The following is a 25,891-nucleotide window of genomic DNA, read 5'->3' on the forward strand; positions in this document are numbered from 1 at the left end:
CGGGCCGCCTGGGAGGGGACCACGACAATCCACGCGTGTCGCGGTTGCGTCGCACCGCCGCCGGGTCACCCGCGGGTCACCTCCGGGCGACGGACCGGGCGACCGCCGCCGCGATCACGGAGGCGAGCATCCAACCGGTCCCGATCAGCGCGAACGCCAGCCACCGCGTCGCCCCGGCCGGTACGAACGCCTGCTCCTGGCCGAGGTCCACCCACGGCAGTACGAGGTCGAGCGCGTACGCGAAGGCGTTGAACCCCGGCCCCTTCCCCGGCTCCAGGGGAGCGGGCGGGTCGGCGGCGAAGACCGTGCCGCAGCCGACGACCACCAGCACCAGCCAGCACAGCGCGCGCCAGGGCCGATAGCCGTAGCCCACCAGGACGTCCTGCACCGCTCCCCAGATCCGGGCGGGACCCGGGCGGCGCGCCCGGTCCGACCGGCGCTGCTTCGCGTACTGGACGGCGCGCGCCTCGTCCGGGAGGCCCGACCGGGCGTACACCGCGGCCAGTTGCTCGTACGGGTGCGGGCGGACCCCGTCGCGGTCGAGGGCCAGCCAGGCGAGCCGCCGCGGCGCCGGGAGCACCGGGCTCAGGGCTTCGTAGACGAGGCCGTCCAGGACCAGCTCCACGGGCCAGGCGGCCGGGTCGTCGTGGAGGTGTCCGATCCGGGCGTGGTCCAGGGCGACGGCGCAGCGGGCCGGCGCCCGCGGGCACAGGACCACCTCGCCCGCCTGGAGCATGCGCAGGTCCAGCGGGGTGATCGGGTCGCGCGGGGCGGTCGCGCTCCCGGTCCCGGACATCGTGGACCCGGACCCGGACCCGGACCCGGACCCGGCCGGGGAGAAGCGGGCTCCGGTCAGGTCGAGCCGGTGACGGATCACCGCACCGCGCAGCGACACGCCGCCCCGGTGCACCACCAGCGCGCGGGCGTCCACGTCGCCCACCGCGGCGTTGCCGAGGTCCAGGGCGGTCCCGCCGGGATGGTCGAGGCTCGCCCCGACCAGCGAGAGGTTGGCCCGCAGCTCGGCCCCGACCAGGCGGACCTCGCCCCGGGCGGTGAAGGACTCCCCGCACCAGAACCCGCCGCGCACCGTGACCCCGGCCGCGCCGAGGGCGATCCCGCCGGGGTTGCGCAGCCGCGCCCCCGAGAGGTGGACGCTGCCCGACACCGTGGCGTCGTAGAGCCGCAGCCGTCCCTCGACGCGCAGGCGCTGGGCCAGCAGCCGCTCGCCGAGCACCGCCCGGTCCAGGACCAGCGCGTCCGCGCCCGCCCGCTCGACGTGGGCGCCGATCAGGTCGACCACCCCGCCGAGCCGCGCCCCACCGAGCAGTACCCCGCCGGTGGCACGCATCCCGGCGGCCTCCAGCGGGCCGACCAGTTCGAGTCCCGCCCCGGCCCACGCGGTCCCGTCCCGACCGGCGTCGCCGAGGGTGGCTCCGGCCAACCGCAACCCGCCGGAGACGCGCGCGCCGTTCAGCCCGATCCCCGCAGGGCACTGGATCCGCTCCAGGTCGAGGAGTCCGTCCACCACCGCGCGGTCGCCCTCCAGGCGGGGCATCCGGCAGCCGGACAGCCGGACCCCGCGCAGCCTGGCGTCCGTCAGCAGCACCGGAGCCTCGAACCAGCAGTCCTCGATGACGATAGGGAGGTCGACGCTCAGGGCGGTGAGGTCGAAGGAGCCGGTGACGCGCGCTCCGCGCAGGACGAGCCCGGCCCGACCGCCGGCCGGTCCAGCGGGTACGTCCGTCAACTCGCCGATCCGCTCCAGCAGTTCCTCGGCCCGCACCCGCCGTCCGTCGGGCATCGCCGCGGTGGCCATCCGACCGTCGGACATGGCTCCCCCCGTCATCATCCGGCCTTCGTACGGCGGCACCGATCCTGACGAACGCCTCGCTGGCCGACCGGGGCGCCGGTACGCTTCGAAGCGGTGGGACCGGGGGTTCCGAGGTTCCGGTCCGGTGCCATTGCAGAGGGTGGCTGTCGCACTCGTGTCGCACGGCGACCAGTGGTGGACGACGTCGCAGGGCGACCAGGGGTGAACGACGATGAGCGATGACCGTCCCGCCCGTTCGCGTCCCGGCGACTCCTTGCCCGCCCATGCCCGTGCCACGGCCGCCGTACTGCGGCAACTGCTCCTCCAGCGGGTGGAGTACCGGGACCGCTGGACCCCACTGGCCCGCCGGAGCGGGCCGACGGCCGGGGTGAGCCAGGCGGCCGTCGCCGAGGTGATCGCGCTCCACCTGTGGGAGACCGGCGAACGGCCCGACACCGACACCGCACTGCCGCGCATGCTGAAGGACCGGGTGCAACGCGCCCTGAACGGCGGGATGTTGAGCCCACAGACGCTGGACTGGTTCATCGGAGCCTTCCGGATGACCCCGGCGGACAGCGCCACGCTCCGCGGCGAGCGGTTCCAGGGCCCGGACCGCCGGGACGCGCCGCTGATCAACACCCTGCGCGACGAGCAGCGGCTCCCCCTGCGGCAGCGGCACCGTACGGTCTCGGTCTTCGAGCGGCGGTCCATAGGCCTCGGCGGATATCCCGTCCGGCACCGGACCACCCAGGCGATCATCGCCTGCGAGGACGGCGTGGACAGCTTCCCGCACCGCCTCTGCCCGGGCGCCCGCGAGGTGGCGGTCCATCGCGGCGGCCGGGTCACCGCCCGGCACGAGCGCGACTGGAGCACGCCCGTGCTGGAGATCACCCTCCCGCGGCCGCTGCGCCAGGGGCAGGTCGCCTCGCTGGAGTACGACGTGCGGTTCGACCCGGTGCAGGATCCCGCGGTGGAGTACCGCCGGGTCGCCCACGCCCGGGCGGAGAACGTGGACATCGTCGTCGAGTTCCATCCCGGCCGGCCGCCGCGCAAGCTCTGGTGGGCGGTGTGGGACGACCACAGCGGCGGCCGGGTGCTGTTCGAGGAGCCGGTCGACTTCGAGGACACGACCGCCGTGCACCGCTTCCTGCCCTCCCTGGAGAACGCCGCCGCCGGCTTCCGCTGGACCTGGTAACCGCCTCAAACGCCGGCGGGGCTGGAAATCAAGCCCGCCCGGTGGGGCTGAAACGGGCCGAATCAAGCCCGCCCGGCGATTGAGGGCCCGCCGGAGGCCACACCCGGCGGCACCCGACAACGCGGCTCCGCCCCGCCCCGGGCTCCGCCCGGACCCGCGCCTCAAACGCCGGCGAGGCTGAAGTGGACCGGCCCCAGCCAGCCAGGCAAGGCTGAAGTGGGCCACGTAAAGCCCGCCAGGCAAGGTCGAGGCGGGCCACATCCAGCCCGCCCGGCGATTGAGGGCACGGCGGAGGCGACGAAAAGGGTCGGCTAGTGCGGCGGCCAGGCGAAGTGGGCGTGGATCAGGGTGTCGGCCGTGTTCGCGTCGGCATCGATCAGCGCTTCCAGCAACGCCACGTGCTGCGCCGCATCGGTGCACAGCAGCGAGCGCCGGCTCCGGGCCCACTGCACCCGCCGGTGCACCTCGTCCGCGACCCGCAGCAACTGCCCGTTGCCCGCCAGCCCCAGCACCCCCCGGTGAAAGGCCCGGTCCGCCTCCGCGTACCCCGGCAGGTCACCCGCCTCCGCCGCCACCACGGTCGCCGCCGCGAGCGGCCGCAGCGCGACCCAGGACGCCCGTTCGGCCGTACGGACCAGCCCCAGCATCACGGGGACCTCCAGCAGCGCCCGCACCTCGGCCAGCTCGGCCAGCTCGCCCGGCGTCGGGGCGACCACCCGGAAGCCCCGGTTCGGGAGGCATTCCACCGCCCCCTCCATCGCCAGCTGCTGCATCGCCTCGCGCACCGGCGTGGCCGAGACCCCGAAGCGTTCCCCCAGGGCGGGGCCGGAGTAGATCTCGCCGGGCACGAGCGTGCCGTCGACCAGCGCGGCGCGCAGCGCGTCGAGGACCTGGCCGCGGACGGAATGGCGCAGCACCGGACGGCGCGCGGAGGACCCCTCGGCGCCGGCCTCCGCACGGGCCTGCTCGGGCACCCCGGCACGGTCCGTGTCCTGCACTCGATCCTCCTCCGCTCCGCCCCCGCCTGCGGGTTCCTCCCGAGAATAGGTGACGGGCGGCGGTCACCGGCGATACAGGCCGCACGAGATCAGGTAAGGTAAGGCTAACCTGTTAACGATCGCGCGATTCGGTGGACCACCCATGGCCCGCATGACCGTCACGGCACTTCCCTCCCCCCTCGCGGACGCCTACGCCCGCCTCTCCACGGTCTATCCGGGACTACGGGTCACCGCGCGCCCCGCACACGAACCCCCTCCCCGCGGCGACGGCTGGGTCGGCGCGGACGAACTGGCCCTGGGCGGACCGGCCTTGGACTCCTACCTCGCGTGGGACGAGGCCCGGGTACTGCGGGACTACGGCCGCCAGGCCCGCCCCGACGTGATCGCCAGCTTCGGCCTGCACCGCTACGCGTGGCCCGCCTGCCTGCTGATCACGGCGCCCTGGCTGTTCGCGCGGCGCGTGCCGTACCTCCCCCCGGACCGGGTCGCCTTCCACCGGACCAGCGGTCGGATGAGCGTCGACGTCGAACGGTTCGCGTGCCTGCCGGACGATCCGGCCGCCGCCCACCCCGGGGCCCTGGTCGTGCCCGACGAGGAGGCCCTGCGCGCGCAGGTGCGGGTCGCGGTGGCCGAGCACCTCGGGCCGCTGCTGGAGGGCTTCGGCCCCCGGATGCGACGCGGCCGCCGGGCGCTGTGGGGCATGGTGACCGACGAGGTCGTCGAGGGCCTCTGGTACGTCGGGAACCTGCTCGGCGAAGAACGCCGCACGATGGCCGAGCTGGAGCTGCTCATGCCGGGCGCGAGCGCCCCGTACACGGGCGGCAGCGGCTTCCGCACGCTGACGGGGCCCGCGGGCGAGGAGCTGCCCACCCGGGACCGCGCCAGCTGCTGCTTCTTCTACACGATCCAGCCCGATGACCCCGAGGCGGCCTGCGTGACCTGCCCCCGGACCTGCGACGCGGACCGGGTCGCCCGGCTGACGGCGGCCGTCGCGGCGTGATGCCACCGGTGAAGCCACCCGTTCGGGTGGGGTTATTCGAACTCAATCGGCTCTGAACGAGAGCCAGTTCGACCCACAACACCCTATCCGGCGGGCCCCGCCCCCCGTTGGCGTCCTCTTGCCCCGAAACCCGCGTGCGGCCCTCGCGCGATCCGCCACTATGGCGCCCGGAAAGCCGCATACGCGAGGCAAGGGACACCGCATGAGACTGACCGACATATCGCTTGACTGGCTGCTGCCCGGCAGCCTGTTGATCCTGGGCGTACTTGCGGCAGTGGCGGTGCTGGCGAAGAGCAAGCGCGAGGGCGAGAAGGCCGCGTCGGACGACAGCTGGGAACGCAGCGAGGACCGCCGCCGCCGCAAGGAGGCCATCTACGGAACCGCCTCCTACGTCCTGCTCTTCTGCTGCGCCGCCGTCGCCGCGGCGCTCTCCTTCCACGGGCTGGTCGGCTTCGGGCGGCAGAACCTCAACCTCTCCGGAGGTTGGGAGTACTTGGTCCCCTTCGGCCTCGACGGCGCCGCCATGTTCTGCTCGGTGCTCGCCGTCCGCGAGGCCAGCCACGGTGACGCGGCCCTCGGGTCGCGGATACTGGTGTGGCTCTTCGCCGGGGCCGCGGCCTGGTTCAACTGGGTGCACGCACCGAGGGGCTTCGGCCACGACGGCGCACCGCAGTTCTTCTCCGGGATGTCGCTGTCCGCGGCGGTGCTCTTCGACCGGGCGCTGAAGCAGACCCGACGGGCGGCGCTGCGCGAACAGGGCCTGGTGCCGCGGCCGTTGCCGCAGATCCGGATCGTGCGTTGGCTGCGGGCTCCGCGGGAGACCTTCGGCGCCTGGTCGTTGATGCTGCTGGAGGGCGTGCGCACGCTCGACGAGGCGGTCGACGAAGTCCGGGAGGACAAGCGGGAGAAGGCGCAGGACCGGCACCGCAGGCGGGACCAGAACCGGCTGGACCGGGCCCGCATCAAGGCGCTGGGACGGCAGAGCCGGGCCTTCGGCCGCTCGCGGGGCCGCCAACTGCAAGAGGTCGTCCTGGAGGAACACGAACTCGCGACCGCACCGGGTATGGCCGCGGGCTCCGCACCCGCCATCGGCGGGGATCCGGCGCCGACCGACGCGGGTCAACTCCCGCTACGGCGGCGGCCGTCGCTCCAGGCCGTCAACGGGACCGATCCGTCCGAGACGGCGTCCCGGACGGTGGACCTCACCGCCGAGGACGACACCCAGACCATCCCCCGACTCGACTCGTTGGAGCGCAAGCTGAAGGACCTGGAGCAGCAGTTCGGCTGACCGGCCACCGTGGCGGCGGTACCGGTCCGGGCGCTCGGCGCTCAGGCCGGTTCCGCCGCCCACGTCGCGTCGGCGCCCCCGTCGATCTCGAACCACACCACCTTGCCGGTGGAGCCGCCCAGGGAGTCCACCCCCCAGGTGTCGGCGAGGGCCTGGATCAGCACCAGCCCCCGGCCGTGCGTACCGTCGTCGGCGGTCGGTACGAACGGTCTGGGATGGCGCGCGGCGTAGTCCCGTACCTCCACCCGCAGCCGGGTGGCGGTGAGGCCCGCGAAGACCTCGGCCCCCTGGTCGGTGTGGACGAGGGCGTTGGTCACGAGTTCGGTCGTGAGCAGTTCGGCCACATCGGCCGCGTCGCCCCGGCAGCGGTGCCGGAGCAGTTCCCGTAACGCCTTGCGTACTTCGCCCACCGCCTTCAGGTCCGCCCGGCGCACGCGGCGGGTGATCCACAGCGTGTCGCCCGCGCTCCCGTCGCCCGTGGTCGACGGTTCCCGAGGTTCGGGCCGTCCTCTTCTCGACAGCTTTCCGGTGTTCGCCCCCACCCGCACGGCGACAGCCCTCCGTATCCCGAAGTTCCTCTCGAACAGGCCTACGGAAGGGCTTCTTCCCACCGGGAGAATCCGCACTCCTTCGAGCTCAACTCCAGGGCGTCTTAAGGAGGTTGAATCGAGCCATCCGGATCACCCGGCCGACCCCGCCGGTGCGCGCGATCTTGCCGGCGGAACGTGCGAAAGCGGTGACCATTTCGGTACTGGTCCTCGGCGGAATCCACAGGGCGTCGGAGGCGGTCGCCCCGCCCATCGGATCCGGCCCCTCGTGCCGGAACGCGCCCCCGAGAGCCCCGGTGAGCTGCTCGGGCCCCGCTACCCGCCGCCTTCGCACACCGGTGCGCCCGCGCCGCGCGGGCGGTCGCGGCGACGTACGGACGGTGATGCGCCGTTCCGTCCGGAGGCGGCCGGAAATCAACATCTCCCGCTCGACCATGCCCAAGGACGAGTTGTCGAACAGGACCACTTCGACGGGGAGGTCGTACTGCACCAGGGTGAGGAAATCTCCCCTCGGCATCGAGAAACCGCCGTTGTCCGACACCGGGACCCCTTGACGCCGTCAGCGCCGTTCGAGGAAAGATAGCGCGCGACCCACGGATTGCACATGCCCGTATCCACGGTGAACATCCGTCCTCCTATCCCCCCGTCCCGTGGATCTCGAAGGCGAATCCTTTAGGGGCCCTGGCAAGATTTCCGTGAAGCCGGGGTGTGCGACCGTGCACCGGTGACGCTCCGTCATGGGTAGTGGCGTCGGAGTAGGGCCATGAGGATGACGCGGTGGCGGAGGAGTGGGACTCCCGCGTGTCCGGCCATGATTCGCTTCTGGAGCTTCAGATCGGTGATGCGGCCTTCGTTGACGCCGGAGTTGAACGGGGTGGTGTTGCCCTGCTCGACTGCGGGTTGGTCTTCGCGGATGGCTTTGGCCAGGCTGGCCAGGGGCGGGAGGTAGGCGGTCGTGAGTTGCTCGAGCCAGTCCGGCAGCAGGGTGGCGTCGCGGTCGTTGAGCATGGCGGTGAACTGACGCACCAGGTCGTGGGTGCGGTCCAGTTCCGGGCAGTGCTCGAACAGCCGACGCAGTCCCTCGGCAGCGTGCAGGCTACGTCGGGCTGGCGTGGTGGTGATCCAGCGGGCGACTTCCCGGGGCGAGGGCGGCCGCTCGCGTGGCGTGTCGATCGGCAGGCCCCGACGTAGGGGTGCGACGGCCATCTTGATCCGCTGGTAGTGGCCGCGGTAGCCCTTGGCGACGAGTTCTTGGTGCAGCACCGTTGCGGTGTGCTCGCCTTCCTCCCAGCGTTGCCGCAGGTACTCCAGATAGGGGTCGAGACTGGTGGGCCGACGGGGCCGGACGGTTCGGACGCATTCCTGCCAGGTAGCTGCTCGGGCGTACTTGCGCACGGTGCGCCGGTTCAAACCCAGCTCGCGAGCTGCGGCGTTGAGTGAGCGGCCACTATCGGTCACCGCGTGAACCGCCTCGAACAGCAGCTTCGCGTGGCGTCGGGCACGGGTATCGGCCTGATCGGACGCTTCCACGGGAGTTACTGGTGACGGTGCAGGCTCGGGCACCGCGGCGGGAAGACAGCCGCGATGGGCGGCGGCGATGTCCCCGATCCTCTTCGATAGCCCCTGCCACAAATGAAAGCGGTCGCTGACCTGGACCGCGTCCGGGGCGCCGTCGGTGATGCCTTGGCGGTAGACCAGAGAACCGTCCCGGCACACCACCTCAACCCCAGGATGGGCCCGCAGCCAGGCGGCCAGTTGCTCAGCGTTGCGGCCGGCCCACAGGTCGATCGGCAACCGGGTCTCGGCGTCCACCAGCAGGGTTCCGTAGACGTCTGCGTACAGCGCGAAGTCGTCCACGCCCAGCACCCTCGGGATCGCGGCTGGCGGGAGTGGAGAGCGCATCAAGTGGAACAGCACGCTGGTCCGCGATAGCGGCGCCTTCAGGATCCGCAGGAGTCGGGCGCCGCCGCGGCCGGCGAGGAGCACCCCAGCCGTCTCCACCAGGTGCTGCAGCAGCGGGCTGCGGCGCTGGTAGCGCACCGTCAGTCCCTCGACCTGCTCGGCAAACGTCCGCCGACCGCAGCCAGGGCTGTCACAGAACAACCGTCGCACAGACAGCCCGATCAGCACCGGGCGCCCACCCACGGCGACATCGGCCAGCGTGCGGCAATAGCGACTGTGCACCCGCGCAGAGCGGCGACCGCAGTCCGGACACGCCACCGTCAGCTCGCGCGTGCAGGCCGCTATGCGGACCACGCCGCCCGTCACCCACACCCGCTCCACCCGCACCGCAGCGAGGTGCGGTGACACGATCCGTACGAGGTCATCCCACTTGACGACAATCCTGCTGCCTGTGACGGAGCGTCACCGGCGCACGGTCGCACACCCCGGCTTCACGGAAATCTTGCCAGGGCCCCTTTAGGCGGTACGACTGTTCCACCCGTGCGGGTGGAACCGCCTTCCCCGTCCGCCTCGCCCGTGCCGCGTACACCTATAAAGGGGCCCGTCACGTTGATCGACTGATGGGTCTCCACCATGTTGCAGTCCGCTCTGCTCTCCGGTACTTCGCCGCCTTCTCCTTCGTCTCCGTCGTCGCCATCACCCCGGCCGTCGCCGCCCCCGCCGCCCCGGTCGCACCCGTCGCTCCCGCCGCCGCGCTCGCCGACGACCTGACCACGCCCTGCGGGCCCACCGTCGACTACCGCCCCTGGGACTGGTACCGCACGACGACCGACAGCTCGATCGGCCGCGACGTCGCGGGGCGTGCGGACGGCGAGCGCTGGCAGTGGCGCAGCGACGTCAACGTCCTGTGGCGCGGCGACACGAGGGAGGGCGTCGAGGAGATCTTCCGCACCGGTTTCACCCCGCGGGGAAGCCAGTTGACCCCCCTCGCCGAGTACATCGTCCAGGGCGGCGGGCAGAACAGCGCGCACCTGAGCACCAGTTGCGAGAAGTGGGTGGCGCAGAAGTTCGCCACCTACGGTGCGGAGAAGACCGGTTGGGTCTACGAGATCTACGCGCCCGGCGGCATCGACGTGAACGCCACGGCTCGGCTGAACAACTACAACTCGCCGTACCTGTGGAACAAGGAGGTCGACTTCCCCGGCGGGGTGAAGGGCCAGTACATCAAGGGCGCCTGCAAGTTCCACCTGACCCGCACCGACCCGGTCACCAAGGTCAGCACCTGGGAGGAGCTGACCTGCAAGAACAACGCCGCCTTCGCCCCGTACAAGGTGGACGTCTCGGCCCTCGCCGCCGCCCACTGAGGCGCGACCGCCCCCGCCGACCCGGGCGGGGGCACCGCTAGGCGTCCGGCCGCTCCGGTACGGGCACGGGGTCGCCGGAGTGCCCCAGCCAGGCCCGTTGCCCCCGCGCGTCGACGGTCAGGCCGAATTCCGTGATCGGGGGCCGGTCCCGTTCCTGGTACCAGGTGTAGGCAGAGGTGACCTCCGCCCAGAGGTCGCGCGGCCCCCAGGCGCGGACCGCGTCCGGCGCCCACCAGTTCCCGTACCGGACGCTCGTCACCGACGTGCCCGCCAGGTCGACGAACTGGACCTCCCGCTCCTCCCCCGCTCCACGGTGCGCGTGCGTGACGTCCGGGACCTGGAGCCCCACGGCGAAGTCCTGTTCCCATCCCCTCCCCAGCACTTCGGCGGGACAGACGGGAGAGGCCCTGCGGCGCGATCCTCCGTCCACGTGCGGGGTGTTCGTGGGTCGGTGGTCCCGGATCCACATGTACGACGAGCCGCCCACGAAGTGGCCCGTCGCGCGGCGGCCGTGCGAGGTCAGCCGGAGCAACCCCGCGTTGCTGTAGGCGGTGCCGAAGGGCGTGAGGATCATGCCGCCCTCCCGCGTCTGCTCGACCCACGCCCACGGCACCCGCCGGACCGAGGCCGTGTTGACGACCCGGTCGAAGGGCCCTCGGTCCGGGACCCCTTCGAGTCCGTCGCCACAGGTCAGGTGCGGTGTGTAGCCAGCGCCCTTGAGGTTCTCGGCGCCCCGCGCGGCGAGCGCCGCGTCCAGCTCGACGGCCGTGACCCGCTCGGCGCCGACCCGCTCGCACAGCAGGGCCGTGTGATAGCCGGAGGCGTAGCCGATCTCCAAGACCCGGTCCGTCGAACCCAGTTCGAGGTACCGCAGCTTGCGCATCACGATGTCCAGGGCGGACACGGAGGACGTGAAGTCGCCCGCGGCCGCCGCGGCCGGTGCGGTGCGCCCGTCGTCGAGCTGCGTGACGACCGACCGGTGCGGGTCCCACACCGCGCGGCTCCAGGCCGCCGGATCCGCCTCCCGGTCCAGGAACCGCCAGAGCCCGTCCTCGTCCGCCACCGGCAGCCACGCGGCTCCGGGTACGAACGCCTCGCGGTCCACGGCGTCGAACGCCGCCGCCATCCACGGCTCACGGAGCAGGGCCATGGTCTCCAGGGCCGTACGACAGACGGCCCGGTCACGCGCGCTCACTGCGGCTCGGGCCGGTCGCCATCGGGGCTCGGCGGGGTCGGCGGCGGCGTCCAGGGCTTGTCCGACGGCTCCCCGCCGTGCTTGCCCGCGTCAGCTTCGAACATGGTGATTCCCCTTCGGTGGGAGTGGTCACTCCTGCCGTCCACGATCCCGGACGGAGGTCTCTCGTCACGTCGTCTTTCACGAACGGGAGCGGGCAGGGGCACCTCCCGACCTCACCGGGGTCACCCCTGCCGCCCCTCCGCACGCCGACCGCCTAGGCCGCCGGCTGCGGGTCCACGGGAGGACCCGAGGGGCGCCGCTCACGGGCCGCCGCCAGGTCCCTGCGGTACTCCTCCGCCGCCACGAGGAGCACCGACGTCGCGTCAGCTCGGAGCTGCGCGGCCACGGCCGCCTCCAACTCCCGCTGCCACTGAGCCGAGAAGCGGTATCCCCCGGCGCTCATGCCGACCCCGGGTGGTTCGGGCACCTGCGGATCTCCACGGCCCGGTCCGAGGCGGCGGACGGGTCGTACTCCGGGGAACGCGGCCCTCTCAGCCGGTGCCACTGGTCCAGCAGGGCGGCGCAGACGTCACAGCCGGGGGTGGCCCGCGGAGGGGCGGCGAAGAGTTGATCCAGGCTCGCCACAACCGGCGCATTCATCTCGTAGGACATACGTCGCCCCTCAGCGTGATCGTTCCGCTACGCTCTGTGCTCGCAGACTCAGCGTGGCAGTTGACTGCACTCATTGCAACCACTGCATTGAAATTTACGAAGTTGCATCTGCACGCTGAGAAGCCTGCGGGTGTGGAACCATGCGCGCCAGGGCAGGCACTGAGGCACGCGGGGAAGGGGAGGTCATGGGGGCTCCATCAGTTCGTCAGCGACGACTTGGCGCAGAACTACGGGCGCTGCGCGACGCGAAGGGCGCCACCCTGGAGGAGGCCGCACGCGCGGCCGGATCCGGGTGGGACAAGACGCGGCTCTCCCGCGTCGAGCGGGCGCAGCTGGGCATCAAGCCTGCTGTTATGGAGTTGCTGCTCGACGCCTACGACGTCACGGACGCGGACAAGCGGGAGGTTCTGATTTCCCTTGCCCGCCACGGCGCCCGCCGCGGATGGTGGCAGACGTACAGCGACATCCTCTCGCCGGCCTACGCAGAGTTGATCGCCTTGGAGGCAGACGCGAAGAGCCTGCGGTCCTACCAGACGCTCCTGATTCCGGGACTTCTCCAGACGGCCGCTTACGCGCGCACGGCGATCGCGGCCATCAACTTGGGCAGCACTCCCGAGCAAGTGAATGCCCTGGTCGAGGTGCGTCAGGCTCGACAGGCCGTGCTGTCGCGGCCGAAACCGCTGGAAGTGTGGGCGATCATCCACGAAGCCGCACTTCGACCGAAGGCCGCAGACCCGGTGATCATGCGTGACCAGTGCCAGCGCCTGCTCGACCTGATGGCACTCCCACACGTCTCGATTCAAGTACTCCCGTTTGACGCCCCGTTGCATCCGGGGATCGCCGGTGCCTTCACCCTGCTCGGATTCCCCGAGTCCGCCGATCTCGACGTCGTGCACGTGGAGCACCTTGCCAACGCGCTGTACGTTGAAGATGCCGCCGATGTGTCGGTCTACGGGAGTGCGTTCGATGCCTTGAGGGCTCACGCGCTGTCGTTCGACAAGTCGGCCGACCTCACCGCGAGAATCAAGCAGGAGCACTCATGACCAGCCTTCGTAACTCCTCTGCCCACGGACTCGCCTGGACGAAGTCCACCTACAGCAGTGACGGCGGGAACTGCCTCGAAGTGGCCTCCGGCCAGCTCATCGGCGCCGTGCCCGTCCGTGACTCGAAGAACCCCACCGGGCCCGCGCTCGTCGTGACCGGCGCCCAGTGGACGGCCTTCGTCAACGCCGTCAAGGGCGGGCAGCTCTAAGCACCTCGCGCACCTCCGCAACGTGCCCCGGCTCAAGGTCGGGGCACGTTGCGGAGGTTGGAGCGGGCCATCTGGAGCATCCGGCCGACGCCGCCGTCGAGCACGATCTTGCTGGCGGACAGGGCGAAGCCGGTCACCATCTCGGCGCTGATCTTCGGCGGGATCGACAGGGCGTTGGGGTCGGTCACCACGTCCACCAGGGCCGGTCCCTTGTGCCGGAACGCGTCCTTGAGGGCCCCCGCGAGCTGCTTGGGCTTCTCCACCCGGACCCCGTAGGCCCCCGCCGCGCGGGCGATCGCGGCGAAGTCCGGGTTGTGGTTCGTCGTTCCGTACGAAGGCAGGCCCGACACCAGCATCTCCAACTCGACCATGCCGAGCGAGGAGTTGTTGAAGAGGACGATCTTCACGGGGAGGTCGTACTGCACCAGGGTGAGGAAGTCCCCCATCAGCATCGAGAAGCCGCCGTCGCCCGACATCGAGATGACCTGACGGCTCCGGTCGATGAACTGCGCGCCGATGGCCTGCGGGAGGGCGTTGGCCATCGAGCCGTGGCTGAAGGAGCCGATGATGCGCCGCTTCCCGTTCGGGGAGAGGTAGCGCGCGGCCCACACGTTGCACATGCCGGTGTCCACGGTGAACACCGCGTCCTCGTCGGCGAGTTCGTCCAGGACCGCGGCCACGTACTCGGGATGGATCGGGGTGTGCTTCTCCACCTTCCGCGTGTACGCCTTGACCACGCCCTCCAGGGCGTCCGCGTGCTTCTTCAGCATCCGGTCCAGGAAGCGGCGGTCCGTCTTGGCCTTGACCCGGGAGTTCAGGCAGCGCAGCGTCTCGCGCACGTCGCCCCAGACCGCGAGGTCCAACTTGGAGCGGCGGCCGAGGTGTTCGGGGCGCACGTCCACCTGCACGATCTTGACGTCGTCGGGCAGGAAGGCGTTGTAGGGGAAGTCGGTGCCGAGCAGGATCAGCAGGTCGCACTCGTGGGTGGCCTCGTAGGCCGCGCCGTAGCCGAGCAGCCCGCTCATGCCGACGTCGTAGGGATTGTCGTACTGGATCCATTCCTTGCCGCGCAGGGCGTGGCCGACCGGTGACTTGATCCGGCCCGCGAACTCCATCACCTCGGCGTGCGCCCCGGCCGTGCCGCTGCCGCAGAAGAGGGTGACCTTGTCGGCTCCGTCGATCATCCGGACCAGCGCGTCGATCTCGCCGTCACCGGGCCGGACGGTCGGCCGGGTGGTCACCAGCGCGTGCTCGACCGACTTCTCCGGGGCGGGCAGCGAGGCGATGTCCCCGGGCAGGGCGACCACGCTGACCCCGCCGCGGCCGATGGCGTGCTGGACGGCGCTCTGCAGGAGCCGGGGCATCTGCTTCGGGTTGGAGATCAGCTCGCTGTAGTGGCTGCACTCGCGGAAGAGCTGGTCGGGGTGGGTCTCCTGGAAGTAGCCGAGGCCGATCTCGCTGGAGGGGATGTGGGAGGCCAGGGCCAGCACCGGAGCCATCGAGCGGTGGGCGTCGTAGAGCCCGTTGATCAGGTGGAGGTTGCCCGGGCCGCAGGAGCCCGCGCAGGCGGCGAGCCGCCCGGTGATCTGGGCCTCGGCGCCGGCCGCGAAGGCGGCCGTCTCCTCGTGGCGGACCTGGATCCACTCGATGTCACCGGTCCGGCGGATGGCGTCGACGACGGGGTTGAGGCTGTCCCCGACGACCCCGTACATCCGGCGCACCCCGGCGCGCACGAGGATGTCGACGAACTGCTCCGCCACGTTCTGCTTGGCCATGGAGGCGCGCCCCTTCCGGTCCGGCGATCCGGCGATGCCGGTGTGCGCCTCCCATCCACGCACGGCCGGGCCGGTTACGCCTCCCAGACCGCGGCGGCGGTCCGGTCGTCCGCGTACCCCTTGAGCCGGAGCTGGGTGTCCGCGAGGAAGGCGGCGAGGCCCGGCGGATCCTGTCCGGCCCAGCGGGCGGCCAGCTCGGCGGGCAGGGCCGCCTCCTCGCGCATCGGTTCGGCGAGCCCGCCGGAACACAGCAGCAGGGTGTCGCCCGGTCGGGCCACGGTGGCGCGGAAGCGGAAGCCGCCCGGGACGCCCTGACCCGCGGGCGCGGCCGGAGCGGGCAGCGCCGCGACCGCCGGGAGGGTGGTCCCCACCGGTTCCAGGTCCTGCCACTCCCCTTCCCGCAGCCGGAACAGCCCGCCCGTCCCGGCGCCGAAGCAGACCCTGGTCCGGCACGCGGTGTCCACGGGGAGGAGCAGCGCGCGCAGCCCGGCCGTGTACTCCTCGTCGGGCAGCCCGAGCTCGGCGGCGCGGGCCCGCAGCCGCCCGTACCCCCGGTCGGTGAGCCGTTGCAGGCCCGAGCGCAGCGCGTCGCGCCGGCCCGCCCGGATGTCGTCGCCGAGGCGGCCCTGGCTGCGGCCGACGGCCGCCGCGACCCAGTGGCACACCTCGGCGGCGGCGTCCTGGGCGCCGGGCGCCGCGCGGTCCCCGCCCGCGAGGGCGATCAGCACCAGCGCGTCGTCCCCGCCGCCGAAGCGGGCCGTGAGCAGGACGTCGCGGCGGCTCTCGCCGCGGAAGCGGGCGGAGTCCCCGCGCACGGAGGCGGCCCGCAGGGTGTAGGTCCCGTGCCGGGCGCCCTCCAGGACGGTGTCGGGCACGAGGGCGTGCAGGGCCGCCGGGTCCGCCACGGGCAGGGGGCCCGGCTCGGCCGCGTACGTCGGCGCCCGGTCCCCCAGATGGCGTACCTCGGGGCGCTGCGCGGGCCCCGCGGCCGGCGGTGCGAAGGCGCCCGGCGTCCCCACGGCGGGTCCGGCGGGGCGGCGCGGATCCGCGTGCCGCGGTTCGGCCCGGCGCGGCTCCGGCAGCACGGGCGGCGCCGGCGCCACGGGCAACGGGGGCGGAGGCTCAGGGGGCGCGGGCGGCACCGCCACGTCCCCGAGCGCGTACCCGGTGGGGGCCGCGCGCTCCTCCACGGGCGCCGCCTCCTCCACGGGCGCCGTCGCCTGCGCCGGCAGCGCCGCGAGGGGTGCCGCCACCGCCTCCGGTTCCGGCTCCACCTCCCGCACCAGCACCGATGCCGAGCTGAACCGGCTGTCGAGCGTGTCGGCGGGATCGGCCGGTACCGGGCCGGAGCCGGGGCCGCCGGGTCCCGGCTCCGGCCCGGCCGGGTCCTCGTACAGCTTCTGCCACCAGTCGTCCGCGTCCCCCTGCTGACTCATGCCCCTAGTGTCGGCCGCCCGGGGCGGGGGAAAACGCGGAACGCGCCGAAAGGGGCCCGCCGGGCTACTGCCCGGCGGGCCCCCGGCCCCGTGGTGACGAACGGACTAGCGGACGTCGTATGCGCGTCCGACCATCTGGGTGACGGTGGCGCCCTTCGCGTCGGTCAGCTCGATCTTCAGCGAGACCGGCTTGCCGCTCGCTCCGGTGTGGTCCACGACGGCGCTCCAGCGGCCGCCCTGCTCGGCGACCGCGGCCGCGGTCCAGTGCTCGTTGTCGTACGAGTACGACAACGTGACGCCCTTGAGGGCGCCGGGCGCGTAGCCCGCGTGCCCGGTGACGGCGATCCCGATGCGCTGTCCGCCCCGTGCGGCGACGGTCTTCAGGCCGTCCTCGGGGAGGGTCAGCGCCGGGAACAGGATCGGCAGCGGGGTCGAGTACGCCGACGCGTCGAGCGCGGAGCGGAAGGACCAGCTGGTCCGCACGCCCTGCGAGCGCTGCCAGTCCCGGGCCGGGCCGCCGATCTTCTCCAGGGTCTGGGTCAGCTCGTAGGCGCCCTGCTCGGCCGGTACCTCGAAGACGCCGGCGTTCGGGTACCAGCTGGAGCCGACCTCCACCCCGTCCCGCTTGAGGGTCAGGCCGCCGATGTCACCGAAGGAGCCCGGCAGCGCGTAGTGCCCGCTGTCGCCCCACATCGCGGAGGAGAAGCCGATCAGGTTGCCCTGCCGCTCGGCGGCCAGCACCGGCTTGCCGCTCGCGTCGCGCACGCCGACCGGGCCGATGACCCCGTCGTACCAGCTCTCGGAGCGCTGGGCGCCCTTGGTGTAGGTCCGCTGCCGGTCGGTCATCAGCTCGCCCCAGGGGAAGCTGCTGGAGACCATGTGGTCCCAGGCCGTGTCCCCGGCGCTGTAGTACTCGGTGCGCTCCCCCGGGACCGCGACGGTGTCCAGGGAACCGAAGTAGACGGCGGTGCCGCCCGGCCGGTAGGCACCGGCCAGGTCCATGTAGGCGGAGGCGGCGCCCATCGCGCGGTAGGTGGAGCGGACGGTGGCGAGGTCGCGGTCGCGCACCCGGTAGTTCCGCTCGCCCCGCAGGGAACCCTGCTCGATCTGGGCGAGGTTGTAGACGTACGGGCTCTTCGCCGTGCCCGTCCAGTTCAGCGTGACCTTGCCCCGCGCGAGCCGTGCCCGCAGGTCCTTCGCCTCGGCGCTCTCGATGGACAGCGCGGGCAGCGAGCCGCCGGTGTAGCCGTTGAAGCCGACCCAGCGGCCGGGGGCGTCGCGGTGGGCGAGGACGGCCTTGGCGCCGGCCGCCTTCGCGTTGTTCGCGAGGTCGTAGAGCGAGCCGTCCGTGGTCTTCACCAGGACGATCGCGCCCTTGGCGCCGGCCGCGGCCAACTCCTCGGGGGTGCCGTTACCGGCGTCGACCAGCGGGGCGCTGCCCCGGCCGTCGAGGTTGTCGCTGCCGGTGGAGGCGGTGATGGGGTGCAGGGCAGGGCCGCCGGCGACCTTCAGTTCGGCGAGCAGGGGCGCGGCCTGGCGCCAGTAGCTGCCGAACTCGAAGCCGCCCTCGGAGGCGCGGCCTTCGACGGAGGCGTAGTACCCGCGGATGGTGCGGCCGCCCATGGCGGTGCCGGCGTGCAGCCAGTTCGGGTCCCAGCTGCGGGCGAAGGCGAGGGTGGCGGCGCGGGTCTCGGTGGGCCGGTCGGCCTCGATCGCCAGGCGCCCGGCGGTACGGGCGTCCAGGACGACGGTGGTGTCCTTCTTCACCTCGACCTGCGGGCGGCCGAGGTAGGTGAGGGAGTCGACCATCGGGTTGTCGCCGGTGCTCCCGGCGTCGGGGGTGGCGACGAAGGAGGAGAGGAAGTACGAGCCCGGGCGCAGCCGGTAGATCTGGTCGGCGGAGCCGTCGTTGAAGCGGCGCTCGCCGGTGGCGTCGTCGGTGCCGATGACGTCGAGGGAGGACGGCCCGGCGGCGGGCTTGCCCGAGCGGTCGAGGAGCTTGACGCGCAGGGTGACGGTCTCCGGCTCCACGTACAGCGAGAAGGGGGTCGAGACCCGCAGGCCGCCGGGGCCGGTGGCGACCACCCGGCCGGTGACGTCGCCGTACTGGCCGCGCTCCAGGCGCGCCGCGGGGTCGAGGGCGAGGGGCACCTTGACGGTGGCTCCGGCGGGCACGGTCACCGTGCGCCGGTCCAGGCGGGCGACCTGGCCGCGGACGGCCGAGCCGTCGTTGCCGGCGAGGTGCTCGACGGCGAGCTGGAGGGTGACCGGCGCCTTGCCCGCGTTGGTGTACGGGACCTCGACGGTGCTCCGGTCGCTGCGGTCCTGCGGCCAGTTGTACGCGCCGCCCTGGACGGCGGGGGCGGAGGTGACGGTGGTGTCGATGGCCCGCTTCACGTCGAGCCGGCCGCCGCCGGTCTCCCGGACGTCGCCCGGGATCGCGGTCTCGGCGGAGCCGACGAGCGCGGCCTTGATCTGCTGGGAGGTCCAGTCGGGGTGGCGCTGCTTGACGATGGCCGCGGCGCCCGCGACGTGCGGGGTGGCCATCGAGGTGCCGGACATGGACTGGTAGGCGTACACCCCGCGGCCGCCCATGTTGGCGGCGGAGATGCCGACGCCGGGGGCGGCGATCTCCGGCTTGAGGGTGTGCAGGAGGCCGGCCGGTCCGCGGCTGGAGAAGGAGGCGGTGCTGTCGTCGCGGTCGACGGCGCCCACCGTCAGCACGCTGGGCGCGCAACCGGGCGAGGAGACGGTGTTGTCACCGGGGCCGCTGTTGCCCGCGGCGATGACGAAGAGGGTGCCGCTGTTCTGGGCGAGCTTCTCGGCCGCGGCGCTCATCGGGTCGTCGCAGGCGGTCTGGGAGGGGTCGCCCAGGCTCATGGAGACGACGTCGGCCTTGCTCTCGACGGCCCATTCCATGCCCGCGATGATCCAGGAGTCCTGGCCGTACCCGGAGTCGTTGAGGACCTTGCCGCTGAGCAGCCCGGCGCCGGGCGCGACGCCCTTCTTGGCGCCGCCGCTGGCGGCTCCGGAGCCGCCGACGGTGGAGGTGGTGTGGGTGCCGTGGCCCTGGCGGTCGGCGTCGGTGTCGGAGTCGGTGAAGTTCTTCGACTCGACGATCCGGCCCTTGAGGTCGGGGTGGTCGAGGTCCACGCCGGTGTCGAGGACGGCGACCTTGGTGCCCGTGCCGTCGTAGCCGGCGGCCCAGGCGGCGGTGGCGTTGACCTGCTTGGTCGAACGCTCCAGGTTCGTCCGGACCTTGCCGTCCAGCCACAGCTTCTTCAGGCCGCCCGCGCCGCGCGAGCGGGCGGCGGCCTTGGCGGTGACGTCCGACCAGAAGGTGGCCGCCTGCGCCTTGTCGGCCGAGAGCGCGACCGCGCCGATCGAGCCGAGGACGAGGGAGCGCTCGGCGCCGCGCGGGGCGACCGGGGCGCTGCGGGCGGTGTCGAGGCCTTCGTAGACCGCGATCAGCGGCAGCTTCTTGGCGTGCGCGTCGTCGTAGCCCTGCCGGATCAGGCCGGTGACGTTGAAGAGTTCCGCGTCGACCGTGCCCGCCGCGAGCGCCTTGACCGCGCTCTCGGGGTAGACGTAGACGTCCTTGCCGGACTGCCGCGTCTGCACGAGCGGCTGGGAGCCGTCCTCGCGCGGCAGCGCGGTGGCCGCGGTGCGGCCGGTGGCGTCCGTGGACACCAGGATCCTGTCGCCGGTGACCAGCGTGACGGTCGCCGCTCCGGCGCTCTGTCCGGCCGCCGCCGCGCTCCCGGTCAGTGGTCTCTTCGCCGGCCCGCCGTCGCTCGGCTGCGCCGCCGAGGTTCCGACGGCAGTGACGGCCAGGACGGCCGCGGTGGCCGCTCCCAGCGCCGTGCGCGATATCGGGCGCATCGCTCTCCCCAGGTGAATTCCGGCCAACGGTTGCATTGCACGGCAAAGCTGCCGCGTAAATGGCTTCTGGCCAGCGGATGTTGGTGCTGCGGTGGCGTCACCTTGGCAGAGCGGCGGGAGGTGCGGTGATGATGTCCACGGCGGGTTTGTGCCGTGGCCGCTTCCCGCCATAAGCGGGTGGCCGCGGACCGGGTGGAGAGTGGGTGGACGGGTTGCTGGGTGCGATAGGTCTGGACGAGGGCCAGGAGTCGGCGTACCGCGCGCTGGTGGCGCTGGGAGCGGCGGAGGTCCCCGACCTCGCGCACCGGCTGACCCTGCCGGTGCCGCAGACCGAGCGGGCGCTGCGGCACCTGGAGCGCCAGGGGCTGGCCGCGCAGTCCTCGGCCCGGCCCGGTCGCTGGGTGGCCGCGCCACCGGGGGTGGCGCTGGGAGCGCTGCTGACCCAGCAACGGCACGAGCTGGAACAAGCCGAACTGGCGGCGGCGCTGCTGGCCGAGGAGTACCGGGTGGAGGCGGCGGAACCGGCCGTCCACGACCTGGTCGAGGTGGTCACCGGGGCGAGCGCGGTGGCGCACCGCTTCGTCCAGCTCCAGCTGGGCGCGACGCAGGAGGTGTGCGCCCTGGTGACCGGGCGGCCGCAGGTGATGACGGGCACGGAGAACGAGGCGGAGGAGCACGCCAGCGTGCGCGGGGTGGACTACCGCGTGGTGATCGAGCGCGAGGTGCTGACCCTGCCGAGGGGGCTGCGGGAGGCCTCGACGGCGCTGGGCCGCGGCGAGCGGGTCCGGGCGACGGACGAGGTGCCGACGAAGCTGGTGATCGCGGACCGGAGCCTGGCGATGGTGCCGCTGACGGCCCGGACCGCGGAGCCCGCGGCGCTGGTCGTGCACGCGTCGGGGCTGCTGGAATCCCTGATGGGGCTCTTCGAGGCGGTGTGGCGGGAGGCGCTGCCGCTGCGGCTGGGGGCGGGCGGCACGGTCGACGAGTCGGACGGCGGCCCCGACGCCACGGACCTGGAGATCCTCTCGCTGCTGCTGGTGGGGATGACCGACGCGAGCGTGGCCAAGCACCTGGAACTGGGGCTGCGGACGGTCCAGCGGCGGGTGAAGGGGCTGATGGAGACCGCCGGGGTCACGACCCGGATGCAGCTCGGCTGGCACGCGTACGAACGGGGCTGGGTGGCCCGATAGCCCCGGGTCGGTCACGCTGATCAGATGGATCTGCCTCAGCTGCTCCTGGTGGGCCTGGTGATGCTGCTCGGGGTGCTCGGGGTGCTGGTGCCGGGTGTCCCCGGGACGCTGCTGGTCTGGGCCGGCCTGCTGTGGTGGGCCATGCACGAGCGGACGGCGCCCGCGTGGTCGCTGCTGGTCTCGGCGACGGCGCTGCTGCTGGTGGTGCAGGTGGTGAAGTGGCAGCTGCCGCCACGACGGCTGCGGGGCGTGGGCGTCACCCGCCGGATGGCGGTGTACGCCGGTGCGGGCGCCCTCCTCGGCTTCGTCCTGGTCCCCGTGCTGGGCGCGGTGCCGGGCTTCATGGGCGGCATCTACCTGTGCGAGCGCCGCCGCCTGGGCAGCCACGGCGAGGCGGTGACCTCGCTGCGGTCGGTGATGCGGGCGGTGGGCACGAGCGTGCTGGTGGAGCTGTTCGCGTGCCTGCTGGTGACGGGGGCGTGGCTGGCCGTGGTGGCGACGGGCGGCTGAGGACCCCCGCGCGGGGACCGGGTCCCCAGCCCTAGGGCTGGAGCCCGATGTGGTCGGCGGCGGGGGCTGTGAGCCTGGTGCCATGACGCAATTCACGGGGTTCAGCGAGGCGGAGAACGCCTACTTGCGGTCGCAGCACCTGGGGCGGTTGGCGACGGTGGACGCGGCCGGGCAGCCGCAGGCCAATCCGGTGGGGTTCTTCCCCCAGGAGGACGGCACGGTGCTGGTCGGGGGGCTGGCCATGGGCACGACGAAGAAGTGGCGCAACCTCCAGGGCAACCCGCGGCTGTCGCTGGTGGTGGACGACCTGGTGAGCACGCGGCCGTGGCGGGTGCGGGGGATCGAGATCCGGGGCACCGCCGTGCTGGAGGTGGGGCCGCACGCGCTGGGCCCCCACTTCAGCCCGGAGGTGATCCGCATCCGGCCGACCCGCGTCCTGTCCTGGGGCCTGGAGCCGTAGCCGGCTCGGGGCTGGATTTGCCTCCGGCGGCGCCTCAAACGCCGGCGGGGCTGGGTGTGGCTCCGGTCGGGCTGGATCGGCTTCCGGCCGGGAGCCGGGAGCCGGCGTTCAAGGCGCCGCCGGAGCCAAATCCAGCCCCGCCGGCGTTTGAGGCGCCGCCGGAGGCACCGGCAGCCGCGCTGCCCCCTCCCACCGGCACTCCGTCCGCAGGACCCGTCCGACCGATCCCTCCGGGGGTGCCCCACGCGCAGACGCGTGTGCGGCACCCCCGGAGGGCGGACCGGGCTCAGGCCCGGCCGCCGCGCTTGGCGGCGTAGTTGGCGCGGCCCACCGCGGACTTCATCCGCCAGTCGCGCGCGATCTCCGAGCGGAGCCGGGCGTCGGTCTTGGCCACGATCCGCTGGTTCTCCCGCAGGAGCTTGCGGTAGCTCTCCAGCCGCCGCTCGGGGAGCGCACCCTCCTCCACCGCCCGCAGCACCGCGCAGCCCGGCTCCGCCTCGTGGGCGCAGTCGTGGAAGCGGCACTGGGCGGCGAACTCCTCGATCTCGGAGAACACCTGGCCGACGCCCGCCTCCGCGTCGAAGAGGCCGACGCCGCGCAGCCCCGGGGTGTCGATCAGGACCCCGCCGCCCGGCAGGGCGAGCAGGTTGCGGGTGGTGGTGGTGTGCCGGCCCTTGCCGTCGACCTCACGGGCGGCCTGGACCGCCATGACCTCGTCGCCGAGCAGCGCGTTGGCCAGGGTGGACTTGCCGGCGCCCGAGATGCCCAGCAGCACGCTGGTGCCGGAGCCGACGACCGCGGTGAGGATGTCCGTGCCCTCCCCGGTGAGGGAGGAGACGGTGAGCACCTCGACGCCCGGGGCCGTGGTCTCCACGTCCTGGACGAGGTGGCCCAGGGTGACCGGGTCGGGCACCAGGTCCGCCTTGGTCAGGACGACCAGCGGCTGCGCGCCGGACTCCCACGCGAGGGCGAGGAAGCGTTCGATGCGGCCGAGGTCGAGCTCGATCGCGAGCGAGACCGCGATGATCGCGTGGTCGACGTTGGCCGCGAGGATCTGCCCCTCGGAGCGCTGGGACGAGGTGGACCGTACGAAGGCGGTCCGGCGCGGCAGGTACGCCTTGACGTAACGGGGGGAGCCGACCGCCTCGACGGCGGCCCAGTCACCGGTGCAGATGACCCGCAGCGGGTCGTGCGGGGTGACGAAGGCGGTGTCGGCGCGGACGATCCCGTCCGCGGTCATGACGTCGCACTGGCCGCGGTCGACCCGGACGACCCGGCCGGGCACGAGGCCCTGCTCGGCGTACGGCGCGAACGCGGCGGCCCAGGCGTCGTCCCAACCGAACGGGTTGAGGGCGTGCTGGAGCGGAAGCTGGAGCGAAGCGATCTGCGGGAAGGCAGAGGAGGTCAAGGGGAACCCTTCACAGGGTGGCCCCGGCAGAACGCGCGCGCCGCGCGCGGAAGATGAGCTGAAGGTCAGCCGGAGACCACAGGAATGAGATTGATGAGCTGCTGGGTGCGGGCAGTGCCCTGCGCAACGACCGTCATCAATGGACTCACCTCCTGTGAAATACGGATCCGCACACGGCGGTTCCGGTCCACTCGGCGTGAACGAGCTCACGGTATCGCGCGCCCGCGCCACCGCGCCAACTGTTTTTCCGGGCTGTTCTCCGGGCAGTTCCCGGGGCTGTTCTCCGGGCCGTTCTCCGAGCTCGCCTCCCCGCCCGATCTCGGGCTCTTCGACCCCCTCCGAGGGGACCTTTCGCAGCATTTCCAGCGATCCGCGCCGTTTAAATTCGGAGCATGACCGCAGCCGAGCACGCCTTGGCCGCCCCCTCGCGGCGCCGATTGCTGGCGCTGCTGCGCGAGGCCGACGGCACGCTGGCGAGCGTCCCCGAACTCACCGCCGCCACCGGCCTCTCCACCGCCACCGTGCGCCACCACCTGGCGGTGCTCGGCAAGGCGGGGCTGGTCACCTCCGCCCCTTCCCAGGGCCCGGGACGGCGGCGGGGCCGGCCGCGCCTGCGGTACGCCGCCACGGAATCCGGCGGCGAGGACCGGTGCGAGGTCTACCGCGACCTCGCGGACGCCCTGGCCGAGGCGGTCGCGAAGACGGCCGCCGGGGACCGCGCCGGCGCCCGGTCCGCCGGACGGGAGTGGGGACGGCGGCTCGCCGCGGGCGGGGCCCCGACGCCCGCCGCGGAGCGGGTCTTCGCACTGACGGCGCGCCTGGGCTTCCGGCCCCACCGGGAGCCGGGCGACACCCGGCTGCTGCTGCTCCACTGCCCGTACGGCTGGTTGGTGCACACCCACCCCGACGTGGTGTGCGCGGTCCACGAGGGGGTGCTGGAGGGGCTGTTGGAGTCCACCGACACTACGGCGGAACTCCGGCCCTCCATCGGCCCCGGCCCGTGCGCCGCGCTGCTGCGTCCCCGCACCACGGCACCACCGACCACATCCCCGACCACACGAGCGACAGAAGGAACCCCATGTTCGGAATGACCATCGACACCGCCCTCGACACCACCCCCGGCAGCGGCCCCGCGCTGCGGCTCGACCCGGCGGGCGGCCCCTTCCGCGCGCTGGCCGCCGTACGGATCCAGGTGCCCGCGGGCGGGACCGTACCGGCGCACGCGCACGGCGCCTCCGAGCTGCTGCTGACCGGGGTCAGCGGCGCCGTCGTGGCCTCCTGCGGCTGCGGTGCGCGGACCGTGGCGCCGGGCGACTTCGCCATGCTGCCCGCCGGCAAGGAGATCACCCTGGTCAACGAGGGGGCCGAGGACGCCACCGTGCTCGCGGTCTTCTCGCAGAGCGAGTTCACCGACGGGCTGCCGCGCGCCGCCGCCCGGGGCTGCGGCTGCCGGGGCGGCGGCGCCGGGCACTGATCCCGCGGCCCGGCGGGACCGCGGCCTAGGGTGGTCGGCATGACGCCACGACTCGACATGATCGGCCTGGTCGTTTCCGACATGGCCGCCTCGCTCGCCTTCTACCGCCGGCTCGGGCTGGACGTCCCGGCCGCGGCGGACCGGGAACCGCACGTCGAGGCCGCCCTCCCCGGGGGCCTGCGGATCGGCTGGGACACGGTGGAGGTCATCCGCTCCTTCGACCCGGAGTGGAAGCGCCCCGAACCGGGCGCGGACCGGGTCGGGCTGGCCTTCCTGTGCGACTCCCCCGCCGAGGTCGACGCGCTGTACGCCGAGCTGTCCACGACCGGCGGCGGTACGGCGCACCGGGAGCCCTGGGACGCCTTCTGGGGGCAGCGCTACGCCATCGTGCTGGACCCGGACGGCGGCGCGGTCTCCCTCTTCGCCCCGAACGCGTAGCGCCGTACGCGCAGCGCCGTACGGTCCGCACCGACCCCGACGGGTGCGCGGTCGGGCCGGGGACGGGCAGGAGTGTCCCCGCAAGGACGAGCGGTCCCCACCGCCCCCCCTC

General features: G+C 73.0%; 23 protein-coding genes. 12 read left to right on the plus strand and 11 right to left on the minus strand.

What is annotated here, in order from left to right; all coding sequences use genetic code 11:
• Nucleotides 1–76: 76 nt before the first annotated feature.
• On the minus strand, nt 77–1,831 hold the full coding sequence (locus ACIQWR_RS12855; protein ID WP_404007658.1) for a hypothetical protein: 1,755 nt from the start codon (nt 1,829–1,831) through the stop codon (nt 77–79).
• Nucleotides 1,832–2,042: 211 nt separating this feature from the next.
• On the opposite strand from ACIQWR_RS12855, the gene ACIQWR_RS12860 reads away from it, so the two are divergent.
• Nucleotides 2,043–3,005: a hypothetical protein gene (locus tag ACIQWR_RS12860; RefSeq protein ID WP_404007660.1), complete on the plus strand. Its 963-nt coding sequence runs from the start codon at nt 2,043–2,045 to the stop codon at nt 3,003–3,005.
• A 311-nt stretch (nt 3,006–3,316) separates the two neighbouring features.
• Here ACIQWR_RS12860 and ACIQWR_RS12865 read toward each other — a convergent pair whose 3' ends face one another.
• Nucleotides 3,317–4,003: a GntR family transcriptional regulator gene (locus tag ACIQWR_RS12865; RefSeq protein WP_404007663.1), complete on the minus strand. Its 687-nt coding sequence runs from the start codon at nt 4,001–4,003 to the stop codon at nt 3,317–3,319.
• 151 nt (nt 4,004–4,154) lie between these two features.
• On the opposite strand from ACIQWR_RS12865, the gene ACIQWR_RS12870 reads away from it, so the two are divergent.
• Together ACIQWR_RS12870 and ACIQWR_RS12875 are read left to right on the plus strand one after the other, a co-directional pair.
• The gene (locus ACIQWR_RS12870; RefSeq protein WP_404008470.1) at nt 4,155–5,003 is read left to right on the plus strand and encodes a (2Fe-2S)-binding protein; all 849 of its coding nucleotides are present in this window, start codon (nt 4,155–4,157) and stop codon (nt 5,001–5,003) included.
• A gap of 202 nt (nt 5,004–5,205) precedes the next feature.
• On the plus strand, nt 5,206–6,291 hold the full coding sequence (locus tag ACIQWR_RS12875) for a DUF2637 domain-containing protein (RefSeq protein ID WP_404007666.1): 1,086 nt from the start codon (nt 5,206–5,208) through the stop codon (nt 6,289–6,291).
• 41 nt (nt 6,292–6,332) lie between these two features.
• Here ACIQWR_RS12875 and ACIQWR_RS12880 read toward each other — a convergent pair whose 3' ends face one another.
• From ACIQWR_RS12880 to ACIQWR_RS12890, 3 genes are all read right to left on the minus strand, one after another.
• On the minus strand, nt 6,333–6,839 hold the full coding sequence (locus ACIQWR_RS12880) for an ATP-binding protein (RefSeq protein WP_404007668.1): 507 nt from the start codon (nt 6,837–6,839) through the stop codon (nt 6,333–6,335).
• An 88-nt stretch (nt 6,840–6,927) separates the two neighbouring features.
• Nucleotides 6,928–7,380, minus strand: a complete 453-nt coding sequence (locus tag ACIQWR_RS12885; protein ID WP_404007671.1) for a thiamine pyrophosphate-dependent enzyme — start codon at nt 7,378–7,380, stop codon at nt 6,928–6,930.
• Between the two features lie 194 nt (nt 7,381–7,574).
• Nucleotides 7,575–9,149: an ISL3 family transposase gene (locus tag ACIQWR_RS12890; protein ID WP_404007674.1), complete on the minus strand. Its 1,575-nt coding sequence runs from the start codon at nt 9,147–9,149 to the stop codon at nt 7,575–7,577.
• Between the two features lie 212 nt (nt 9,150–9,361).
• On the opposite strand from ACIQWR_RS12890, the gene ACIQWR_RS12895 reads away from it, so the two are divergent.
• Nucleotides 9,362–10,105: a hypothetical protein gene (locus ACIQWR_RS12895; protein ID WP_404007677.1), complete on the plus strand. Its 744-nt coding sequence runs from the start codon at nt 9,362–9,364 to the stop codon at nt 10,103–10,105.
• A 37-nt stretch (nt 10,106–10,142) separates the two neighbouring features.
• On the opposite strand, the gene ACIQWR_RS12900 is transcribed toward ACIQWR_RS12895, so the two are convergent.
• Both ACIQWR_RS12900 and ACIQWR_RS12905 read right to left on the minus strand, forming a co-directional pair.
• Entirely contained in the window at nt 10,143–11,300 is a 1,158-nt protein-coding gene (locus ACIQWR_RS12900) for a protein-L-isoaspartate O-methyltransferase (RefSeq protein ID WP_404007680.1), read from the minus strand.
• Between the two features lie 256 nt (nt 11,301–11,556).
• Nucleotides 11,557–11,769 carry a hypothetical protein gene (locus tag ACIQWR_RS12905; protein WP_404007683.1) on the minus strand — a complete coding sequence of 71 codons (213 nt, stop codon included), beginning with the start codon at nt 11,767–11,769 and terminating at the stop codon, nt 11,557–11,559.
• A 370-nt stretch (nt 11,770–12,139) separates the two neighbouring features.
• Between ACIQWR_RS12905 and ACIQWR_RS12910 the strand changes: the two genes are divergently transcribed.
• The gene (locus tag ACIQWR_RS12910) at nt 12,140–12,997 is read left to right on the plus strand and encodes a helix-turn-helix domain-containing protein (RefSeq protein WP_404007685.1); all 858 of its coding nucleotides are present in this window, start codon (nt 12,140–12,142) and stop codon (nt 12,995–12,997) included.
• Complete coding sequence (locus ACIQWR_RS12915) at nt 12,994–13,206, plus strand: DUF397 domain-containing protein (protein ID WP_404007688.1); 213 nt, start codon at nt 12,994–12,996, stop codon at nt 13,204–13,206. The genes ACIQWR_RS12910 and ACIQWR_RS12915 overlap by 4 nt, the downstream gene beginning before the upstream one ends.
• A gap of 32 nt (nt 13,207–13,238) precedes the next feature.
• On the opposite strand, the gene ACIQWR_RS12920 is transcribed toward ACIQWR_RS12915, so the two are convergent.
• The 3 genes from ACIQWR_RS12920 to ACIQWR_RS12930 form a co-directional block, all read right to left on the minus strand.
• Nucleotides 13,239–14,981: a pyruvate dehydrogenase gene (locus ACIQWR_RS12920; protein WP_404007690.1), complete on the minus strand. Its 1,743-nt coding sequence runs from the start codon at nt 14,979–14,981 to the stop codon at nt 13,239–13,241.
• Between the two features lie 74 nt (nt 14,982–15,055).
• Nucleotides 15,056–16,417, minus strand: coding sequence for a protein phosphatase 2C domain-containing protein (locus tag ACIQWR_RS12925; RefSeq protein WP_404007693.1), 1,362 nt, complete (start codon nt 16,415–16,417; stop codon nt 15,056–15,058).
• Between the two features lie 105 nt (nt 16,418–16,522).
• Nucleotides 16,523–20,299, minus strand: coding sequence for a S8 family peptidase (locus ACIQWR_RS12930; RefSeq protein ID WP_404007696.1), 3,777 nt, complete (start codon nt 20,297–20,299; stop codon nt 16,523–16,525).
• Nucleotides 20,300–20,511: 212 nt separating this feature from the next.
• On the opposite strand from ACIQWR_RS12930, the gene ACIQWR_RS12935 reads away from it, so the two are divergent.
• From ACIQWR_RS12935 to ACIQWR_RS12945, 3 genes are all read left to right on the plus strand, one after another.
• Entirely contained in the window at nt 20,512–21,489 is a 978-nt protein-coding gene (locus ACIQWR_RS12935) for a helix-turn-helix domain-containing protein (RefSeq protein WP_404008473.1), read from the plus strand.
• A gap of 24 nt (nt 21,490–21,513) precedes the next feature.
• A complete protein-coding gene (locus tag ACIQWR_RS12940; RefSeq protein ID WP_404007699.1) occupies nt 21,514–21,999 on the plus strand; it encodes a DUF456 domain-containing protein in 486 nt (161 codons plus the stop codon).
• 82 nt (nt 22,000–22,081) lie between these two features.
• Nucleotides 22,082–22,459 carry a PPOX class F420-dependent oxidoreductase gene (locus tag ACIQWR_RS12945; protein WP_404007702.1) on the plus strand — a complete coding sequence of 126 codons (378 nt, stop codon included), beginning with the start codon at nt 22,082–22,084 and terminating at the stop codon, nt 22,457–22,459.
• 286 nt (nt 22,460–22,745) lie between these two features.
• On the opposite strand, the gene rsgA is transcribed toward ACIQWR_RS12945, so the two are convergent.
• The gene (gene rsgA / locus ACIQWR_RS12950) at nt 22,746–23,867 is read right to left on the minus strand and encodes a ribosome small subunit-dependent GTPase A (RefSeq protein WP_404007705.1); all 1,122 of its coding nucleotides are present in this window, start codon (nt 23,865–23,867) and stop codon (nt 22,746–22,748) included.
• A 392-nt stretch (nt 23,868–24,259) separates the two neighbouring features.
• Here rsgA and ACIQWR_RS12955 point away from each other — a divergent pair, with 392 nt between their 5' ends.
• Genes ACIQWR_RS12955 through ACIQWR_RS12965 form a run of 3 tightly spaced genes read left to right on the plus strand, consistent with a single transcriptional unit; the run spans nt 24,260 to nt 25,779 of the window.
• The gene (locus tag ACIQWR_RS12955; RefSeq protein WP_404007708.1) at nt 24,260–24,958 is read left to right on the plus strand and encodes an ArsR family transcriptional regulator; all 699 of its coding nucleotides are present in this window, start codon (nt 24,260–24,262) and stop codon (nt 24,956–24,958) included.
• Entirely contained in the window at nt 24,946–25,341 is a 396-nt protein-coding gene (locus ACIQWR_RS12960; protein WP_404007711.1) for a cupin domain-containing protein, read from the plus strand. Before ACIQWR_RS12955 ends, ACIQWR_RS12960 begins: the two co-directional genes overlap by 13 nt.
• 39 nt (nt 25,342–25,380) lie before the next feature.
• Nucleotides 25,381–25,779: a VOC family protein gene (locus ACIQWR_RS12965; RefSeq protein ID WP_404007713.1), complete on the plus strand. Its 399-nt coding sequence runs from the start codon at nt 25,381–25,383 to the stop codon at nt 25,777–25,779.
• Nucleotides 25,780–25,891 lie beyond the last annotated feature (112 nt).

Origin of the sequence: Streptomyces sp. NPDC098789 (assembly GCF_044759975.1) — a bacterium.
Taxonomy (GTDB): domain Bacteria; phylum Actinomycetota; class Actinomycetes; order Streptomycetales; family Streptomycetaceae; genus Streptomyces.

What these genes read in the sequence shown, in the direction of transcription:
- ACIQWR_RS12955 (WP_404007708.1), top strand. Translation starts at nt 24,260, where the DNA reads ATGACCGCAGCCGAGCACGCCTTGGCCGCCCCCTCGCGGCGCCGATTG.
- ACIQWR_RS12875 (WP_404007666.1), top strand. Translation starts at nt 5,206, where the DNA reads ATGAGACTGACCGACATATCGCTTGACTGGCTGCTGCCCGGCAGCCTG.
- ACIQWR_RS12965 (WP_404007713.1), top strand. Translation starts at nt 25,381, where the DNA reads ATGACGCCACGACTCGACATGATCGGCCTGGTCGTTTCCGACATGGCC.
- ACIQWR_RS12930 (WP_404007696.1), bottom strand. Translation starts at nt 20,299, where the DNA reads ATGCGCCCGATATCGCGCACGGCGCTGGGAGCGGCCACCGCGGCCGTC.
- ACIQWR_RS12940 (WP_404007699.1), top strand. Translation starts at nt 21,514, where the DNA reads ATGGATCTGCCTCAGCTGCTCCTGGTGGGCCTGGTGATGCTGCTCGGG.
- ACIQWR_RS12855 (WP_404007658.1), bottom strand. Translation starts at nt 1,831, where the DNA reads ATGTCCGACGGTCGGATGGCCACCGCGGCGATGCCCGACGGACGGCGG.
- ACIQWR_RS12895 (WP_404007677.1), top strand. Translation starts at nt 9,362, where the DNA reads ATGGGTCTCCACCATGTTGCAGTCCGCTCTGCTCTCCGGTACTTCGCC.
- ACIQWR_RS12915 (WP_404007688.1), top strand. Translation starts at nt 12,994, where the DNA reads ATGACCAGCCTTCGTAACTCCTCTGCCCACGGACTCGCCTGGACGAAG.
- ACIQWR_RS12910 (WP_404007685.1), top strand. Translation starts at nt 12,140, where the DNA reads ATGGGGGCTCCATCAGTTCGTCAGCGACGACTTGGCGCAGAACTACGG.
- ACIQWR_RS12925 (WP_404007693.1), bottom strand. Translation starts at nt 16,417, where the DNA reads ATGAGTCAGCAGGGGGACGCGGACGACTGGTGGCAGAAGCTGTACGAG.
- ACIQWR_RS12945 (WP_404007702.1), top strand. Translation starts at nt 22,082, where the DNA reads ATGACGCAATTCACGGGGTTCAGCGAGGCGGAGAACGCCTACTTGCGG.
- ACIQWR_RS12870 (WP_404008470.1), top strand. Translation starts at nt 4,155, where the DNA reads ATGACCGTCACGGCACTTCCCTCCCCCCTCGCGGACGCCTACGCCCGC.
- ACIQWR_RS12860 (WP_404007660.1), top strand. Translation starts at nt 2,043, where the DNA reads ATGAGCGATGACCGTCCCGCCCGTTCGCGTCCCGGCGACTCCTTGCCC.
- ACIQWR_RS12920 (WP_404007690.1), bottom strand. Translation starts at nt 14,981, where the DNA reads ATGGCCAAGCAGAACGTGGCGGAGCAGTTCGTCGACATCCTCGTGCGC.
- ACIQWR_RS12960 (WP_404007711.1), top strand. Translation starts at nt 24,946, where the DNA reads ATGTTCGGAATGACCATCGACACCGCCCTCGACACCACCCCCGGCAGC.